Source organism: Bosea sp. 29B (assembly GCF_902506165.1).
GTDB lineage: Bacteria > Pseudomonadota > Alphaproteobacteria > Rhizobiales > Beijerinckiaceae > Allobosea.
This window is the reverse complement of record NZ_LR733817.1, coordinates 1235304-1251014: the sequence shown is the minus strand read 5'-3', so window position 1 is coordinate 1251014 and position 15711 is coordinate 1235304. Positions and strand designations below refer to the sequence as shown.

At 68.2% G+C, this 15711-nt stretch carries 20 protein-coding genes; 10 read left to right on the top strand and 10 right to left on the bottom strand.

Annotated features, from left to right (window positions below):
* Positions 1–48: 48 nt before the first annotated feature.
* The 5 genes from GV161_RS06095 to mdlC all read right to left on the bottom strand — a co-directional run bounded on the left by GV161_RS06095 (position 49) and on the right by mdlC (position 6208).
* Positions 49–1383 (bottom strand): TRAP transporter large permease, encoded by a 1335-nt coding sequence (locus tag GV161_RS06095; RefSeq protein WP_152015547.1) that lies wholly within the window; start codon positions 1381–1383, stop codon positions 49–51.
* Positions 1380–1928: a TRAP transporter small permease gene (locus GV161_RS06090; RefSeq protein WP_152015548.1), complete on the bottom strand. Its 549-nt coding sequence runs from the start codon at positions 1926–1928 to the stop codon at positions 1380–1382. The genes GV161_RS06095 and GV161_RS06090 overlap by 4 nt, the downstream gene beginning before the upstream one ends.
* A 255-nt stretch (positions 1929–2183) precedes the next feature.
* The gene (locus GV161_RS06085) at positions 2184–3107 is read right to left on the bottom strand and encodes a 2-dehydropantoate 2-reductase (protein WP_201302993.1); all 924 of its coding nucleotides are present in this window, start codon (positions 3105–3107) and stop codon (positions 2184–2186) included.
* A gap of 9 nt (positions 3108–3116) precedes the next feature.
* Positions 3117–4577, bottom strand: coding sequence for an aldehyde dehydrogenase (locus GV161_RS06080; RefSeq protein ID WP_152015549.1), 1461 nt, complete (start codon positions 4575–4577; stop codon positions 3117–3119).
* 17 nt (positions 4578–4594) lie between these two features.
* Positions 4595–6208 (bottom strand): benzoylformate decarboxylase, encoded by a 1614-nt coding sequence (gene mdlC, locus GV161_RS06075; protein WP_152015550.1) that lies wholly within the window; start codon positions 6206–6208, stop codon positions 4595–4597.
* A 79-nt stretch (positions 6209–6287) separates the two neighbouring features.
* Here mdlC and GV161_RS06070 point away from each other — a divergent pair, with 79 nt between their 5' ends.
* Entirely contained in the window at positions 6288–7211 is a 924-nt protein-coding gene (locus GV161_RS06070; protein WP_201302992.1) for a LysR family transcriptional regulator, read from the top strand.
* A gap of 30 nt (positions 7212–7241) precedes the next feature.
* Here the strand turns inward: GV161_RS06070 and GV161_RS06065 are convergent, their stop codons facing one another.
* The gene (locus GV161_RS06065; RefSeq protein ID WP_152015551.1) at positions 7242–7721 is read right to left on the bottom strand and encodes a DUF411 domain-containing protein; all 480 of its coding nucleotides are present in this window, start codon (positions 7719–7721) and stop codon (positions 7242–7244) included.
* A gap of 8 nt (positions 7722–7729) precedes the next feature.
* Positions 7730–7996 (bottom strand): heavy-metal-associated domain-containing protein, encoded by a 267-nt coding sequence (locus tag GV161_RS06060; protein ID WP_152015552.1) that lies wholly within the window; start codon positions 7994–7996, stop codon positions 7730–7732.
* 195 nt (positions 7997–8191) lie between these two features.
* Here GV161_RS06060 and GV161_RS06055 point away from each other — a divergent pair, with 195 nt between their 5' ends.
* Complete coding sequence (locus tag GV161_RS06055; protein ID WP_152015553.1) at positions 8192–8740, top strand: chromate transporter; 549 nt, start codon at positions 8192–8194, stop codon at positions 8738–8740.
* A gap of 11 nt (positions 8741–8751) precedes the next feature.
* Positions 8752–9288: a chromate transporter gene (locus tag GV161_RS06050; RefSeq protein ID WP_152015554.1), complete on the top strand. Its 537-nt coding sequence runs from the start codon at positions 8752–8754 to the stop codon at positions 9286–9288.
* Between the two features lie 19 nt (positions 9289–9307).
* Here the strand turns inward: GV161_RS06050 and GV161_RS06045 are convergent, their stop codons facing one another.
* The gene (locus tag GV161_RS06045; RefSeq protein WP_152015555.1) at positions 9308–9826 is read right to left on the bottom strand and encodes a thioredoxin family protein; all 519 of its coding nucleotides are present in this window, start codon (positions 9824–9826) and stop codon (positions 9308–9310) included.
* Between the two features lie 161 nt (positions 9827–9987).
* Here GV161_RS06045 and GV161_RS06040 point away from each other — a divergent pair, with 161 nt between their 5' ends.
* Genes GV161_RS06040 through GV161_RS06030 form a run of 3 tightly spaced genes read left to right on the top strand, consistent with a single transcriptional unit; the run spans position 9988 to position 11778 of the window.
* A complete protein-coding gene (locus GV161_RS06040) occupies positions 9988–10299 on the top strand; it encodes a thioredoxin family protein (RefSeq protein WP_244624159.1) in 312 nt (103 codons plus the stop codon).
* The gene (locus GV161_RS06035) at positions 10296–10676 is read left to right on the top strand and encodes a metalloregulator ArsR/SmtB family transcription factor (protein WP_152015557.1); all 381 of its coding nucleotides are present in this window, start codon (positions 10296–10298) and stop codon (positions 10674–10676) included. The genes GV161_RS06040 and GV161_RS06035 overlap by 4 nt, the downstream gene beginning before the upstream one ends.
* 28 nt (positions 10677–10704) lie before the next feature.
* Entirely contained in the window at positions 10705–11778 is a 1074-nt protein-coding gene (locus tag GV161_RS06030) for a YeeE/YedE family protein (protein ID WP_152015558.1), read from the top strand.
* Here GV161_RS06030 and GV161_RS06025 read toward each other — a convergent pair.
* Positions 11753–12103 carry a metalloregulator ArsR/SmtB family transcription factor gene (locus GV161_RS06025; RefSeq protein WP_152015559.1) on the bottom strand — a complete coding sequence of 117 codons (351 nt, stop codon included), beginning with the start codon at positions 12101–12103 and terminating at the stop codon, positions 11753–11755. The genes GV161_RS06030 and GV161_RS06025 overlap by 26 nt on opposite strands.
* 108 nt (positions 12104–12211) lie before the next feature.
* On the opposite strand from GV161_RS06025, the gene GV161_RS06020 reads away from it, so the two are divergent.
* The 4 genes from GV161_RS06020 (at position 12212) to GV161_RS06005 (ending at position 14712) form a co-directional block, all read left to right on the top strand.
* Positions 12212–12640, top strand: a complete 429-nt coding sequence (locus tag GV161_RS06020) for a YeeE/YedE family protein (RefSeq protein ID WP_152015560.1) — start codon at positions 12212–12214, stop codon at positions 12638–12640.
* Between the two features lie 8 nt (positions 12641–12648).
* Complete coding sequence (locus tag GV161_RS06015; RefSeq protein WP_152015561.1) at positions 12649–13110, top strand: DUF6691 family protein; 462 nt, start codon at positions 12649–12651, stop codon at positions 13108–13110.
* Between the two features lie 10 nt (positions 13111–13120).
* Positions 13121–14014 (top strand): MBL fold metallo-hydrolase, encoded by an 894-nt coding sequence (locus GV161_RS06010; RefSeq protein ID WP_152015562.1) that lies wholly within the window; start codon positions 13121–13123, stop codon positions 14012–14014.
* 89 nt (positions 14015–14103) lie between these two features.
* On the top strand, positions 14104–14712 hold the full coding sequence (locus GV161_RS06005; RefSeq protein WP_152015563.1) for a rhodanese-like domain-containing protein: 609 nt from the start codon (positions 14104–14106) through the stop codon (positions 14710–14712).
* Here the strand turns inward: GV161_RS06005 and GV161_RS06000 are convergent, their stop codons facing one another.
* On the bottom strand, positions 14713–15603 hold the full coding sequence (locus GV161_RS06000) for an MBL fold metallo-hydrolase (protein ID WP_152015564.1): 891 nt from the start codon (positions 15601–15603) through the stop codon (positions 14713–14715).
* Between the last annotated feature and the right edge of the window lie 108 nt (positions 15604–15711).

Below are 15711 nucleotides of genomic sequence, written 5' to 3'. Positions count from 1 at the left end.
GTGTGTTTTCTGCCTGTGCTGTCGTTGTCTGCCTAGTTGTGAACGGCCTCACAGCGCGCCGAATGCCTTGACCAGGACGAGCGAGATCGAGGGGAAGGCGACGAGGAGGATGATGCGGACGAGGTCGGAGGCCAGGAAGGGCATCACGCCCTTGAAGGTCTCGACCAGCGGCACGTCCTTGGCGAGGCGGTTGATGATGTAGACGTTCATGCCGACTGGCGGATGCACCAGGCCGATCTCGACCACCATCAGCGCCAGGATGCCGAACCAGATCGACTTGTCCTCGACCGACATGCCGTAGAAATCGAGCCCGACGATCATCGGATAGAAGATCGGGATCGTCAGCAGGATCATCGCCAGCGAATCCATGACGCAGCCGAGCAGGATGTAGATCAGGAGGATCATCGCCAGCACGAGGAGCGGGGCGAGGCCGCTGTCCTTGACCCAGGCCGCAAGCTCGGCCGGCATCTGCGACAAGGCGAGCGCTGTGTTCAGCATGTCGGCGCCGAGCAGGACGAGCAGGATCATCCCCGTCGCCTGCGCCGTGCCGAGCGCGCTGTCGATCAGGCCGCGCCAGCGCATTCCGCCACTGATCACCGCGATCGCGCCGCAGGCCGCGGCGCCGATCGCAGCCGCTTCGGTCGGCGTCGCCCAGCCGCCATAGATACCGACGATGACGAGCACGAAGACGAGGATCACCGGGAACACGCCGGCGAGCACCTTGAGCCGCTCCGGCCAGGGCACGCGCGGCCCGGCCGGCCCGGCTTCCGGATTGCGCCGCACGATCAGCTGCACGACGAACATGTAGCCGAACATCGCGATCAGCCCGGGCAGGACGGCCGCCATGAACAGCTTGCCGATCGATTCCTGGGTCAGGATCGCATAGATCACCAGCGGCACCGAGGGCGGGATCATGATGCCGAGCGTGCCGCCGGCTGCGAGCGCGCCGGTGGCGAGGCTGCCGGAATAGCGGTAGCGGCGCAGCTCCGGTAGCGCGACCTGGCCCATCGTCGCCGCGGTCGCAAGCGAGGAGCCGCAGATCGCGCCGAAGCCGGCGCAGGCGCCGATCGCCGCCATGGCGACGCCGCCGCGGCGATGGCCGATGAAGGCGCTGACGCAACGGAACAGGCTCGCCGACAGCCCGCCATGGGTGGCGAACTGGCCCATCAGCAGGAAGAGCGGGATGACCGTCAGGTCGTAATTCGACAGGCGGGCATAGGGGATGGATTTCAGGATGTTGAGCCAGGGCGTCCAGTTGCCGCCCATCAGGTAGACATAGCCGCCGGAGCCGGCGACGAACATCGCGATGCCGATCGGCACGCGAAACGCCATCAGCGCCAGCAGGCAGGCGAAGATGGTGAAGCCGACCGAGATCCCGCTCATCCACGGATCTCCCCGCGGCGCGTCGCTTCCTGGGCATGGCGTGTCGCCATGTAGAAGCCGGCCAGCGCCAGCAGTGCGAAGCCCGGCACCATCGCGATCTGCGCCCACCAGATGGGTATGTCGAGGATCGCCGAGGTTTCGCCGTCCTGACGGGTACCGACCGCGCCGACATAGACGCGCCAGGTGATGACCGCGCCGACGAGCCCGACCAGCAGCGAGCCGAAGGCGTCGAGCGCATGGTTGACCCAGGGCGGGGCGGCGGCCGTGAAGAAGTCGACCTTCACGTCGCCATGGTTGAGATGGCAATAGGCGAAGAAGGCGGCGGAAGCCGCGGCCGCGATCATCTGCAGGAGCTCGACATCGCCGGGAACGGGAGCAGAGAACAGCTTGCGGCCGACGATCGAGACGATCGACATCACGACGAGGCCGACGAAGAGCAGCCCTCCGATGATCGCCAGGACCTTGGCGACCGCCAGCAGCACGCGCCCCGACGGCCCGAAGATGATCGGATCGTTCGCCGGCACGCCCGGCACGGGTTCCTGCATCGGCCTTCCTCCCCTTGTCCGCCGTCGGCGCGCTTGCTTCCGCGCGTTCCGACCGCCAGGCGGATCGCTCCGCCTCTGTGATGCTTCGCACGGAAACGAGGCCGGAGCCCGCTCCCTTGCATGCCCGTCAGCCGTGCGATCCCTCTTCACCCGGCGCTTCGAAAACTATTTCACATGTTAAATAACATGCAACTGGAAAATTGAACGGCGGGAGCACGCCTTGGGCGCGTCGCGGATGGATGGTCCGAAAGGCCGTCATGCGTCCTGTTCCGCCATTTTCACGAGGGCGTAGAGCGCCTCGGTCCGCGCCACCGCGATGCCGTGCTTTTCGGCGATACGGACGACGGCGCCGTTCAGCGTCTCGATCTCGGTCGGACGCTTCGCCAGCAGGTCCTGCAGCATCGAGGGTTTGTGCCCGCCATGATGGTCGAGCGCATGGTCGATCGTCGCATGGCTGCGCTCGGGCAGGACCGCGAGGCCCTCCGCCTGCGCGACCGCGAGAACCTCGCTGGCGACGGCGTGAGCGAGCCGGCGCCCGTCCGATGCGCTGCCGAGGCCGCCGACCGTGCGCCGCGTCACCGCGCAGAGGCTGTTCAACGCGACATTGAAGGCGACCTTCTCCCAGATCGCGACGACCGCATCGGGATCAGCAGCGCAGGGCAACCCCGCCGCGTCCAGCGCCGCCGCCAGCTCATCGAGCGCGGCGTCCGTGCTGCCGTCGACCATGACGACGCGGGTCTTGCTCTCGCCGTGCGAATGCACCTCGCCGGGGGCGACGAGATCGGCCGGGACGGTGGTCATGCCGATGGCAATGCGCGAGGCATCGGCGAAGCCCGCCAGCTTCTCGGCATTGCCGAGGCCGTTCTGTAGACTGAGCAGGCGTGTCTGCGGCCCGATGAGATGCCTGGCCGCCGCCAGCGCGCCCTGCGTATGCATCGCCTTGGTGAAGACGATCAGCCAGTCAGGCTGCGTCGTCGCCTCCTCCGGCCGCAAGATCGGGAGCGTCAGCCGCCGTTCGCCGGCATCGTTGCGGATCAGCAGCCCATGCTCGCGCACCGCCGCGATCTGGGCCGGGTTGACGTCGATGAGCTCGACCTCATGCCCGGCCTCGGCCAGGAGCCCGCCGAACAGCGAGCCCATCGCGCCGGCGCCAAGAATGGAAATGCGCAGGGCGCTCATCGCCTGGCCTTAGAACGGATAGTGGCGCGGCGTGGTCTGCAGCGTCAGCCAGCGCAGTTCGGTGAAGGCCTCGATGCCGGCGCGCCCGCCGAAGCGGCCATAGCCGCTGTTCTTGACGCCGCCGAACGGCATCTGGGCCTCGTCATGCACGGTCGGGCCGTTGACATGGCAGATGCCGGATTCGATGCGGGCCGCGACGCGCCAGCCGCGCGCGGTGTCGCCAGTAAACACCGCGGCCGAGAGCCCATAGGGATTGTCGTTGGCGCAGGCGATCGCCGCCTCCTCGCCGTCGACGCGCACGATCGCCTTGACCGGGCCGAAGCTCTCCTCGCCATAGATCCGCATCGCCGGAGTGACATGGTCGAGCAGCGTCGCCGGGAACAAGGTCGTCTCCGCCTTGCCGCCGCAGACCAAAGTCGCGCCCTTGGCGAGCGCGTCGTCGATCAGGGCGTTGCAGCGCTCGACCGCCTTCATGTCGACGACCGAGCCGAGCACCACCGGCCCCTTGCGGGGATCGCCGAGTGGGAGCTTCTGCGCTTTCGCGGCGAGCCGCGCGACGAAATCGTCGGCGATCTTGCTGTCGACCACGATGCGCTCGGTCGACATGCAGATCTGGCCGGAATTGGCGAAGGCGCCGAAGGCGATGCCGGCGACCGCCGCATCGAGATCAGCATCGTCGAGCACAAGTGCCGGCGCCTTGCCGCCGAGTTCCAGCACCACCGGCTTCAGATGCTCGGCGCAGAGTTTCGCGATGATCCGCCCGACATGGGTCGAGCCGGTGAAGTTGACCCGCCGCACCGCCGGATGTCCGACCATCGCCGCGACGACCTCGGCGGCGTCCTCCGGCGCATTGGTGACGAAGTTGACGACGCCCTCCGGCAGCCCCGCTTCCTGCAGCGCCGCGATGATCAGCCCATGGGTGCGCGGGCAGAGCTCCGAACCCTTCAGCACGACGGTGTTGCCGCAGGCAAGCGGCACCGCGACGGCGCGGGTGGCGAGGATGACCGGCGCGTTCCACGGCGCCATGCCGAGCACGACGCCGGCCGGCTGGCGCACCGCCATGGCGAGGCTGCCCGGGACGTTGGAAGGGATGACCTCGCCACTGATCTGCGTCGTCAAGGAGGCTGCCTCGATCAGCATGTCGGCGGCGAGATGGACGTTGAAGCCGGCCCAGATGGCGGAAGCGCCGGTCTCGGCCGACATCGCGGCGGTGAAGTCGGCGGCGCGGGCCTCCAGCGCATGCGCGCCCTTGACCAGCAATTCGCGGCGCTTCGCGGGGGACGTCTGCGACCAGGCGGGGAAGGCGCGGGCGGCGGCATCGACCGCTGCGCGTGCATCGTCCGGCGTCGCCGCTGCGGCACGGCTGGCGACGGAGCCGTCGAGCGGATTACGCCGTTCGAAGACGCGCCCGCCGGTCGCCGCGACCGCCTTGCCGCCGATCAGGAGATTGATGGTCTCGGTGCTGGTCATCTCTCGATCCTCGAAGCTCAGGCGATCACGATGTCAATCAGGTTCGGGCCAGGCGCGGCGAAGGCGGCGCGCAGGCGCGGGGCAAGATCCTCGGGCCGCTCGACGCGCTCGCCCGGCACGCCCTGCCCACCCGCCAGTTGCGTGAAGTGGATACCGGGCAGTTCGGTCCCGGCCGGCTTGTCGTTCGGCGCGTAGCCGAAGACCGGCGCGAAATCCTGCAGCGCCGCATAGCGGCGGTTATTGAGGATCAGGAAGGTCATCGGCAGGTTGAGCTGCGCCGCGCTGTAGAGCGCCTGGATCGAATAGAGGCTGGAGCCGTCGCCGATCAGCGCGATCACCCGGCCCGGCAGCTTCATCCGCTGGCGTGCCAGCGCGATGCCAACCGCGGCCGGCATGCTGTGGCCGAGGCCGCCGCTCGCCATGGTGTAGAAGCTGTCTGCGCCGCTCATCGGCAGATAGGTCTGGATGGTCGAGCGCGTGCTCGGCGCCTCCTCGACCACGACGTCGTCGGTATGACGCTCGCGGTCGATCACCGAGAGCGCAAAGGCGGCCGACATCGGCACGCCAGGCGACGGCACCGGCGGGACGGGGCGAGACAATGCCGCCTCGCGTCCGGCCTGGGGCGCGCTCGCAGCGAGCAGCGCCCGCACGCCGAGATCGAGGCTGGCGACGACGCTGTCGCCGACAGGCGCCCAGGCCGCCTGCTGCGGATCGTCGACGATCTGGGCGAGCTGCGCGCCCGGAGGGACATGCGGGCCGTTGCCCTCGACGTGATAGGTGAAGGCCGGTGCACCCAGCACCAGGATGAAGTCGTGCGGCGCCAGGCGCTCGACGATCTTCTCGCGCATCGCCGGGAGGAAGCCGCAGAACTGGGGGTGGCGCTCGGGGAAGCCGCAGCGTGCGCACATCGGCGGGACATAGACCGAGGCCTGATGGCGCTCGGCCAGCGCGACGACAGCGGCGACGGCCTGATCGCGCGCGACGCCGGCGCCGACGACGAAGGCCGGCCGCTTGCTGGCGTTGAGGCGTTCGGCGATCGCGGCGATCGCGTCCGGCGCCGGCGCAAGCGCCTGGCTGACGCGGCGCGGCACCACGAATTCGCCGGGCTGGTCCCAGTCATCGGCCGGGATCGAGATGAAGACCGGGCCGCGCGGCGGCTGCATCGCGATATGGTAGGCCCGCGCCAGGGCCAGCGGCAGATCAGCGCCGCGCGCCGGCTCGATCGCCCATTTGACGTAAGGCTTCGGCAGCTCCGTCGCCTGCACCGAGGCGAGGAAGGGGTCGAAAGGCAGGATCGAGCGGGCCTGCTGGCCGGCGGTGATCAGGAGCGGCGTCTGGTTCTTGAACGCCGTGAAGATGTTGCCCATGGCGTGGCCGACACCGGCGGCCGAGTGCAGGTTGACCAGCGCCGCGTTGCGCGTCGCCTGGGCATAGCCGTCGGCCATTCCCACCACGACCGCTTCCTGCAGGCCGAGCACATAGCGGAAGTCTTCCGGGTACTCCCGGAACATCGGCAATTCGGTCGAGCCGGGATTGCCGAACACCGTGTCGATCCCAAGCTGGCGCAACAGGTCGAGCACGGCCTCGCGGACGCTCGGGCGGGCAGGAGAGGATGTGTTGTCGGCTGGCATGCGCGTCCCTCGGATTGGGGGCACTGTGACGACATGCTCGCCATTGCTCAATTAGATGAAGCGACTAAGTCTTATTCGTATGGCGAATATCGATTCGATCGACCTGAACCTGCTGAGGCTGTTCGACGCGGTTTACCGCACCCGCAATGTCAGCCGCGCCGCCGAGGAACTCGGGCTCTCGCAACCGGCGACCAGCCAGGCCCTGACGCGGCTGCGCCTGCTGCTGCGCGACCCGCTGTTCGAGCGCGTCGCCGGTGGCGTCAGGCCGACTGCGCGCTCGGAGCGCCTGGCGCATTCGGTCCAGGCGGGGCTGGCCCTCCTGGAAGCGGGCCTCAACGAGGGTGAGCACTTCGACCCTGCCACGACGGATGCTGAGCTGCGCCTGCATCTCAGCGATATCGGCGAAGGCCGCTTCCTGCCGCCGCTGATGACCAGTTTTCGCGAGATCGCGCCGAACCTGCGCATCGTCGCACGCGCCTGGCCGCATGAGGCGATCTCGGAGGCGCTCGACAATGGCCAGCTGCATTTCGCGCTCGGCTTCCTGCCGACCGTGGGCGGCACCGCCCATGCGGAGATGCTGAGCGACCGCTATCAGGTCTTCGTCCGCGCCGACCATCCGGTGACGCGCCAGGTCGTCGACGGCGCCTTGAGTGCGGATGATATCGCGAAGCTCGACTTCGTCGCCGTGCGCTCGCATGCCCAGACGCAGCGGATGCTGGAGATGCTGCATCTCGATCCGCGCATCCGGCTGGTCGTCTCCAGCTTCATGGCGCTGCCGCCGATCATCCGCGCCACCGACCTCGCCGTGCTGATGCCGCGTCAGATCGGCCTGCACCTCGAGCCGATCGGCGCCTTCGCGCTGCTCGAACCGGCGCTGCCGCAGCGCGATTTCAGTGTCGCGCTGCACTGGAGCCGGCGCCACGCCCAGAACGCCATGCTGCGCTGGGCGCGGGAGGTCATCCTGGAGCTGTTCCGGACCGGCCGGCGATCGGAACTCGACTGAGACTGTCCCTCCGCTGCGGACACGGGATCGTCAGATCGGCTGCGCCCCGCGATAGCGCGCGAAGACGTTCTGCCGGCCGGCCGAGAAGACGACGACGTCGTAGCTGTCGGGCGCCTGCCCCGGCACTTCCATGCCGGGCGAGCCGACCGGCATGCCGGCGACGGCGAGGCCGGTCACCTTCGGCTTCTCGGCGAGCAGGCGCTTGATCGCATCGGCCGGGACATGGCCTTCCAGCACATAGCCGCCGATCTCGGCGGTGTGGCAGGAGGCGAGCGCGTCGGGCACGCCGAGCTTCGTCTTCAGCGGCGCGACGTCCGGGACCTCGACCACCTCGACCGGGAAGCCTGCCGCCTGCACATGCTTGACCCAGTTGCCGCAGCAGCCGCAATTCGGATCGCGCGTCACGACCATCTTCGGCAGCGTCTCGGCGGCGCTGGCGGAGCGCGACAGCCCGAATGCGGCGGCGCCAACCAGCAGCGCGCGGCGGGAGAGGGTGAGTTCCTTCGTCATGTCCCGCCTCAACCGACCAGTTCCGCGCTCGGCGTATAGCCGGCCGCGGTGATGGCAGACCTGATCGCGGCGACATCGGCGCTGCCCTGCACGCTGACCAGCTTCGAGCCGGGATCGGCGGTGACGGAGGCGCCGGGGACCTTGCCCTCGACCGCTTGCTTGATCGTGCCGGCGCAGTGGCCGCAGGTCATGTCCTCGACGCGAAAGCTGATAGCACCGCCGGGATCGGGCATTGTGGCCGAGGTGGTGGTCGAATGCTGCTGGCAGGAGCACATGGTGGCAGGATCCTTCGAATGATGATTGCCGCAGCCTGCACCTTCCAGCGATGGTAAGGTCAAGCGCCTTTTGCGATTTTCTTGCAGGCAGCGCAGACCACGTCTTGGCACTCATGCCGGATATGCGGCATCGCGCTGGTCTGGCGGCGCAAAGCCTGCATTGTTTGCTTAAAGACGCCGCAGCCACGAACGCCCATGTCCGAGACAGATGTCCCGCGGCCGACGCCGCTGCAGCTCTTCCTGATCTTCGCCCGGATCGGCCTGACCAGCTTCGGCGGCGGCCTCAGCGGATGGATGCTGCGGGAGTTCGTCCAGCGCCGCCGTCTGCTGAGCGAGGAGGATTTCCTCAACGGCCTCTCGATCGCGCAGGCGCTGCCGGGGGTCAACGTCACCAACATGGCGATCTGGATCGGCTACCGGCTCGCGGGGCGGGCCGGCGCCGCCGTCTCCTGGCTCGGCATCGTCGTCCCGGCCGCGATCGTCATCGTCCTGATCGGCAGCGCCTTCGCCTCGATTTCAGGCTATGCGCTCAGCCATGTCGCACTCGACGGCGCGGCCGCCGCGGCGATCGGCCTCTCGCTGGCGATGGGATTGACGGCGGCGCGCCGGGTGCCGCGGCGGATCTTCCCGCTCGCCGTTATGGCCGCGACCTTCATCGCGGTCGTGGTGCTGCACTGGCCGCTGCTCTGGACCGTGCTGGGCATCGGTTCGCTCAGCATCGCCGTCGCCTACCATCAGGGCTGAGGACGCCAGCGATGCCGCCGACTGCCTTCAGCATCCTCCTCGTCTTCCTGCCGCTGTCGCTGGTCACGATCGGCGGCGGCCAGAGCGCGATCGCCGACATGCATCGCCAGATCGTCGACGTGAACCACTGGCTGACCGCCTCGCAATTCGTCGACGCCTTCGCCATCGCCCGGCTGGCGCCGGGGCCGGGCTCGCTGCTGGCGACGCTGATCGGCTGGCAGATCGCCGGCTTCTGGGGAGCGCTCGCCGCGACCGTCGGCATCTTCGGGCCGACCGCCGTGCTGATCTATGCGGTGACCAGCCTGTGGTCGCGCTATCAGGGCGCCCGCATCCTCACTGCACTGGAAACCGGCCTGCGGCCGGTCGCGGCCGGGATGATCCTGGCGGCTAGCTATGTCCTGATCCAGGCACTCGACGGCGGCTGGTTCGCGCGCGGTCTCGCCCTGCTCTCGACCGCACTGCTGATGCTGACGCCGGTCAACCCGCTCCTGCTGATCGGAGCCGGGGCCGGCTGCTTCGTCGGCCTGCACATGCTGGCGCTGGTCTAGACGACCGGATGCCTCGGTTTCACACGCCGTTCTTGACAGCGCGGAACTGGGCGATGAAGGCCTGCGGCTCGGGCAGCGAGGCCATGCGCGCAACCTCGCGCTCTTTCGGTGGCTTCGCCGCGAGCCCGTTGGCGCTGGCCGGGAAGAACTGGATCGCCGGCGTGCCCTCGATGCCGTAATGCTTGGCGAGCGCCTTCTCGCTCAGCTTGCCGCCGCCGAAATCGGTGACGTCGCGTGAGCCGAGGATGTTGAGGTGCAGCACCGCGAAATTGTCGCGGATATAGGCTTCGGTCGCCGGGTCGGCGAGGTGGACCTCGTGCATGCGCCGGCAGGCCGGGCAGTTGCGCAGGCCCCAGAGGATCGCGAAGCGCTTACCGCTTTGGCTAGCATTGGTCAGGTCCTCGGCGAGATCGAGGAAGCTCTCCAGATACCAGTCTTCCTGATAGAGCCCGTCCTCGCCGAGCTTCGCCTTGGCCAGGGCCGGCGCCGCCGACATCGCCACCACCGTGCTTGCCAGCAGGCCGCGTCGTGTGATCATGGCGTCGCCTCCGCAAGAGCCTCTACGGGACTCTGGTATAAACATATGAATACGACTATGTTCTGAGGATGATTGCAAGCAGGCGATATCGCGCAGGGGCGGCGGCAGCGTTCACGTTGCCGCTATTGCTGTCGCTGCCAGCCTTCGCGGCCGAGCTCGTCATGTACACGCGCAATGGCTGCCCGTTCTGCCTGCGCTTCGAGCGCGAGGTCGCGCCGGTTTATGCGAAGACGCGTGAGGGCAAGGCGGCGCCGCTGCGGCGGATCGACCTGCCGGCCGGTGGCGTGCGCGGCGAGGGGCTGCGCGAGCCGGTCATCGCGACGCCCACCTTCGTGCTGGTGGAGGAAGGCGAGGAAGTCGGCCGCATCACCGGCTATCTCAACGACGACATGTTCTGGGGTTTGCTCGGGCGGCTGGTTGCTGTCATTGAGACTCCCGACCAGGTTCAACGATCAGGCACGCAGACCCAATGACCGCGATCGTCTCGAAAGCGCTCGAAACTGAACTGCGCGATGGCGCCGAGTTCTCGCCCGAGCTTGACCAGCTGATGCGCAAGGCCCGCAAGGCCAGCGATTTCCTGAAAGCCCTCTCGCATGAGAACCGGCTGCTGCTGCTCTGCCTGCTGGCCGAGCGGGAGCGCACCGTGACCGAGCTCGAGAACCTGCTCTCGCTGCGCCAGCCCATGGTCTCGCAGCAGCTCGCGCGCCTGCGCCTCGACCAGCTCGTCACCACCCGCCGCGACGGCAAGGCAATCTATTACAGCCTCGCCAGCGACGATGTCCGACGCGTCATCGCCGTGATCTACGACATCTTCTGCAATCCGCCCGGAACCGAAGCCGGAAAATCGTGAGCATCCACCGCCTTCATCGGCGACTGCCATGATCGAGCTGCCGGCCTGGGGCGCGGCACTGGCGGGCGTGGCCGTGGGTGCCGCCTGTGGGTTCACCGTCCGCCGCGCCCGGCTGTGCTCCTTCGGCGCGGTCGAGGATGCCTGGATGGGCGGCGACACTCGCCGCCTCAGGATCTTCGGCCTTGCACTGGCGATCGCGCTCATCGGCACGCAAGCGCTGATCGGGCTGCATCTGCTCGACCCCGCCAATTCCACCTATGTCCAGCCGGCGTTGCCCTGGCTGTCGATCGCGGTCGGCAGCACGCTGTTCGGTCTCGGGATGGCGCTGGTCGGCACCTGCGGCTTCGGCTCGCTGATCCGGCTCGGCTCGGGCGACCTGCGCAGCCTGATCGTGATGATGGTGTTCGGCGCGGTCGCCTATGCGACGCTGCGCGGCATGTTTGCGCCGATCCGGATCGAGGTGCTGGAGAAGGTCTATTGGCCGCTGCCCGGCGGCCTCAAGGGCGACCTTGCCGGCATCCTGAGCTATCTCGGCGCCCCGGCTGCACGTGTCCTGATCACCGCTGCCGGCGCGCTCGCCCTGATCGCCATCGTCGCCATCGACCCGCGGCTGCGGCGTTCGCCACGATTGCTGCTCGCTGGGGCGACGCTCGGCCTCGCTGTGGTCGCCGGCTGGTGGGTGACCGGCGTCGCCGTCGATGCCTTCGACACCGTGCCGCGGGCGCAGAGCCTGACCTTCGTCTCGCCGGTCGGGCGGGCGCTCTATGCCGTGCTGAGCGTGCCCTCGGCCCTGCTCGAATTCGGGATCGGCACGCTCGCCGGCGTGACGCTCGGCTCATTCCTGTCGGCGCTCTATGACCGCGAATTCCGCTGGGAAGCGTTCGACGATGACCGCGAGATGCGCCGCCATCTCCTCGGCGCTGTGCTGATGGGCGGCGGCGGCGTACTCGCCGGTGGCTGCACGATCGGGCAGGGTATCTCGGCCGGCTCGATGCTGGCCCTGTCCTGGCCGCTGGCGATCGCCGGCATGATGATCGGCGCGCGGATCGGCATCGCCTTCCTGGTGGAAGGCTCGATCAGGGGGCTGTGGCAGCGCGGCTGATGGCCCGTGCCGGCGCGCAATAAAGCGCGTGCAACGTCTCCAGCACGGCCTTCGCCTCGTCGCTGGCAAGCGAGAAGAAGACTGCGATGCCGCGCCGCCGTGCGGCGATCAGCCCGAGCCGGCGCAACTGCGCCAGATGCGAAGCGACGCCAGCCGGGCTCAATCCGGTGATCTCTGCCAGTTCGGCGGCCCCCGCCTCGCCCTCGACGAGCCGGCAGAGGATGGTGAGCCGGCGCGGGCTGGCCATGGCGGCGAGAAGCGCGGCCGCCTCGCGGATCGGCGGGCTCGCGGGCGCTTCGGCGGCAGGTGGCGTTGCGATTGACATATTGTTTTTTCTATATATCTGATATTCGGAATTCGATAGTGCAGGAGATGGCCATGGTCAATGTCGATTCCGGCAATCGCACCCGTCGCCCTGCGGAGTGGCGCTGAGATGATCGAGACCACGTTCACCCCCGTGGCCTCGTTCGTCGGCGGCGGCATGATCGGCCTGGCGGCGGCGCTGCTGATGCTGTTCCAGGGCCGGATCGCCGGCATCAGCGGCATCGTCTCGCGCCTCTTGCCGTCGGATGCGGACGGCGAGACCGGCGGGCGTCTCGCCTTCGTCGCTGGTCTCGTGCTCGCACCCCTTGTCGTCTATGCTGCAGGATCGGCTTGGCCGGCTCCGCAGATCGCCGCGACTATCCCGGTCCTCGTCATCGCCGGCTTGCTCGTCGGCTTCGGCTCGGTCTGGGGCAATGGCTGCACTTCGGGCCACGGCATTTGCGGCCTGTCGCGCCTGTCGTTGCGCTCGCTGATCGCCGTCGCGACCTTCATGGCGAGTGCGATCGCGACCGTCTTCGTCGTTCGGCACCTGCTGTGAGGCCGGCCATGTCGATCCTCGTCCAGTTCGCCATCGGCCTGATCTTCGGCCTCGGGTTGATCCTTGCCGGCATGTCGAACCCGGCGAAGGTGCTGAATTTCCTCGATCTCGCCGCCATCCCGGCCGGGCGCTGGGACGCCAGCCTGCTCTTCGTCATGGCTGGCGGCATCGCCGTCACCATGCTTGGCTATCGGCTCGCTTTCGCCCGAGGTCGCCCGCTGTTCGCCGAGCGCTTCGCCCTGCCGAGTGCCGGCCGACCGGATGCACGACTGGTCACCGGCGCTGTCCTGTTCGGCATCGGCTGGGGGCTCGCGGGCTTCTGTCCCGGCCCGGCCCTGGTCGCGGCGCTGACCGGCGGCGTGCCGGCGCTGACCTTCCTCGCAGCGATGCTCGCCGGCATGATCATCGCCCGCGGGCTCGCGAGGGCCGCTGGCGCTTCCATTCGACCGGCCGAGCAGAGCCGGGCCTGAGGAGGGAAACATGGCCGCGATACCGCACCCGGTCGACCTGTCGACCAAGCCCGAGATCACCGCCTTCTTCGACGGACAGACGAACACGGTCAGCTATGTCGTCAAGGATCCCGGCTCGAACATCTGCGCCATCGTCGATTCGGTGATGGACATCGACTATGCCTCTGGCCGGATCACCTATGATTCCGCTGACAAGGTCATCGCTTACGTCCGCGAACGCGAGCTCGCGGTCGAATGGCTGATCGAGACCCATGTCCATGCCGATCACCTCTCCGGCGCGCCCTATATCCAGGACAAGCTTGGCGGCAGGATCGGCATCGGCGAGCGGATCACCATCGTCCAGGAGACTTTTGGCAAGATCTTCAACGAGGGCACCGCGTTCCAGCGCGACGGCAGCCAGTTCGACCATCTCTTTGCCGACGGCGACAGCTATGCGATCGGCGGCCTGAAGGCCTTCGCCATGCATACGCCCGGCCATACCCCGGCCTGCATGACCCATGTGGTCGGTGATGCCGCCTTCGTTGGCGACACGCTGTTCATGCCGGATGGCGGCTCGGCCCGGGCCGACTTCCCGGGCGGCGACGCGCGCACGCTCTACCGCTCGATCCAGCGGGTGCTGGCGCTGCCGCCGCAGACCCGCCTGTTCATGTGCCATGACTATGGCCCGAACGGCCGCGAGATCCGCTGGGAGACGACGGTCGCAGAGCAGCACGAGCATAACATCCATGTCCGCGACGGCATTGGCGAGGACGCGTTCGTCGCGATGCGCGAGGCGCGCGACGCGACGCTCGCCATGCCCAGGCTGATCATCCCCTCGCTGCAGGTGAACATGAAGGCCGGCGAGCTGCCGCAGCCGGACGAGAGCGGCAAGCGCTTCCTCAGGGTTCCGCTGAACAGCTTGTGACGAGCTCCCGCGGCCACTCTGTCGGCCAATCCAGCCGAGGATGGCGCTTGCCCGAAACCAGATGACGAATCTCGATCGATGAGGACAGCATGATGAACCGCAGGAATGCCCTGACGCTCGCAGCCGGGGCGGCCATCGCCGGCATCACTGTTCGCGCCGAGGCGCAGCAGGCTGCACCGGCAGCCGGCCCGCAGGCCGGTATCGCCAAGGCCAAGCAGACCACGCTCGGCCTTTACATGACTCCGCGGGAGGCGGCCGATGTGGTGGCGCGCGAGGGCACGAAAACCCTGTTCGTCGATGTCCGCACCCGCGCCGAGATGATGTTCACCGGCTGGGCGCCGGCGATCGACGGCAATGTGCCCTTCGTCGATGTCACCGAGTTCTGGGACTGGGACGACAAGGAAGGCCGCTACAAGCTCGAAGCGAATGCGACCTTCTCACAGGATGTCGGCCGGCTGCTGGCGGCGAAAGGCCTCGCCAAGACCGACCGCGTCATCGTCATGTGCCGCTCGGGCGATCGCTCGGCGCGGGCGGTCGACAAGCTCGCCGAGGCCGGCTTCACCCAGGCCTATAACCAGTATGAGGGCTTCGAGGGCGATCTCTCGCCGGAAGGCCGGCGCAGCGTGAACGGTTGGCGCAATGCCGGGTTGCCCTGGACCTTCAAGCCCGACAAGGCGAAATTCTACCTGCGCGGTTGATCAGGTCGCCGCGATGAAGCGATAGGCCGTGCCCTGCCGCTCAACGCGCCCGACCGCGCCGGGCAGGTGGTAGCCGATGATCTGCGTCTTCTCCTGGCTGAGCCGGTCGAGCAGCTTGCGCCGCGTCGCGACGGCGAGATCGGCGTCATGGTCGGAGGCCGGGCGCCAGTCCGGTCGCGTGAACGAGATCAGCGGATGCGTCAGCGCATCGCCGAGCACCATCACCGGCCCGCCAGCTGCCTTGAAGGCGAACGAGACATGGCCCGGCGTATGGCCGGGCGTCGCCACCGCCTCGATCCCCGGCAGCCATTCGCGGCCGGGCTCGACCCGTTCGAGCTTGTCGCCGAGCTCCTTGGCGATGCGCTGCGCCCCGGCGGCGAAGGCGTGGCGATCCTCGGGCAGGCCGGCATAGACCTTGGGATCGCTCCAGAAGCCGATCTCAGGCGCTGCCACCAGCCAGCGCGCATTGGGAAAGAGCGGGCTGTCGAACTCGTCGAGCGCGCCCCAGAAATGGTCGGGATGGAGATGCGTGAACAGCACATGCGTCACCGCATCGGGCTCGATCCCCGCCGTCTTCAGGCTCTCGCCGAGCTTGCCGGAACCCGCCAGGAAGTTCGCGCCTGAGCCGCAATCGAACAGGATGACGTCCTTGCCGCGCTTCAGGCAGGTGACGTTGAGGACCGAACGCGTCGGTCCGGTCTGCTTCGCCTCGGCGGCGAGCTCCGCCGGCGCGATATCGCGCGCCAGCATCGAGAGCGGCAACTCGAAGCTGCCGTCGCTGAGGACGGTCAGCGTCTCCTCGCCGGAGCCGAGCGTCGCGACGACCTGCGCCAGGGCCGGTGAGGCCAGGGCGCAGGCTCCGGCGGTGACGAACAGGCGACGCGTCAGCATGGAGCGCTCCGAGGATCGATCGGTGCAGTGAGTTCCAAAGGCGGCGGTTCCCTAGTCGTCATTGCGAGGAGGCGAAGCCGACGAAGCAATCCAGGAGCGGCAGAGCGC

Coding starts and splice junctions, on each gene's coding strand:
- GV161_RS06095 (WP_152015547.1), bottom strand. CDS start 1,383: ATGAGCGGGATCTCGGTCGGCTTCACCATCTTCGCCTGCCTGCTGGCG.
- GV161_RS06090 (WP_152015548.1), bottom strand. CDS start 1,928: ATGCAGGAACCCGTGCCGGGCGTGCCGGCGAACGATCCGATCATCTTC.
- GV161_RS06085 (WP_201302993.1), bottom strand. CDS start 3,107: ATGAGCGCCCTGCGCATTTCCATTCTTGGCGCCGGCGCGATGGGCTCG.
- GV161_RS06080 (WP_152015549.1), bottom strand. CDS start 4,577: ATGACCAGCACCGAGACCATCAATCTCCTGATCGGCGGCAAGGCGGTC.
- mdlC (WP_152015550.1), bottom strand. CDS start 6,208: ATGCCAGCCGACAACACATCCTCTCCTGCCCGCCCGAGCGTCCGCGAG.
- GV161_RS06070 (WP_201302992.1), top strand. CDS start 6,288: ATGGCGAATATCGATTCGATCGACCTGAACCTGCTGAGGCTGTTCGAC.
- GV161_RS06065 (WP_152015551.1), bottom strand. CDS start 7,721: ATGACGAAGGAACTCACCCTCTCCCGCCGCGCGCTGCTGGTTGGCGCC.
- GV161_RS06060 (WP_152015552.1), bottom strand. CDS start 7,996: ATGTGCTCCTGCCAGCAGCATTCGACCACCACCTCGGCCACAATGCCC.
- GV161_RS06055 (WP_152015553.1), top strand. CDS start 8,192: ATGTCCGAGACAGATGTCCCGCGGCCGACGCCGCTGCAGCTCTTCCTG.
- GV161_RS06050 (WP_152015554.1), top strand. CDS start 8,752: ATGCCGCCGACTGCCTTCAGCATCCTCCTCGTCTTCCTGCCGCTGTCG.
- GV161_RS06045 (WP_152015555.1), bottom strand. CDS start 9,826: ATGATCACACGACGCGGCCTGCTGGCAAGCACGGTGGTGGCGATGTCG.
- GV161_RS06040 (WP_244624159.1), top strand. CDS start 9,988: ATGTACACGCGCAATGGCTGCCCGTTCTGCCTGCGCTTCGAGCGCGAG.
- GV161_RS06035 (WP_152015557.1), top strand. CDS start 10,296: ATGACCGCGATCGTCTCGAAAGCGCTCGAAACTGAACTGCGCGATGGC.
- GV161_RS06030 (WP_152015558.1), top strand. CDS start 10,705: ATGATCGAGCTGCCGGCCTGGGGCGCGGCACTGGCGGGCGTGGCCGTG.
- GV161_RS06025 (WP_152015559.1), bottom strand. CDS start 12,103: ATGTCAATCGCAACGCCACCTGCCGCCGAAGCGCCCGCGAGCCCGCCG.
- GV161_RS06020 (WP_152015560.1), top strand. CDS start 12,212: ATGATCGAGACCACGTTCACCCCCGTGGCCTCGTTCGTCGGCGGCGGC.
- GV161_RS06015 (WP_152015561.1), top strand. CDS start 12,649: ATGTCGATCCTCGTCCAGTTCGCCATCGGCCTGATCTTCGGCCTCGGG.
- GV161_RS06010 (WP_152015562.1), top strand. CDS start 13,121: ATGGCCGCGATACCGCACCCGGTCGACCTGTCGACCAAGCCCGAGATC.
- GV161_RS06005 (WP_152015563.1), top strand. CDS start 14,104: ATGATGAACCGCAGGAATGCCCTGACGCTCGCAGCCGGGGCGGCCATC.
- GV161_RS06000 (WP_152015564.1), bottom strand. CDS start 15,603: ATGCTGACGCGTCGCCTGTTCGTCACCGCCGGAGCCTGCGCCCTGGCC.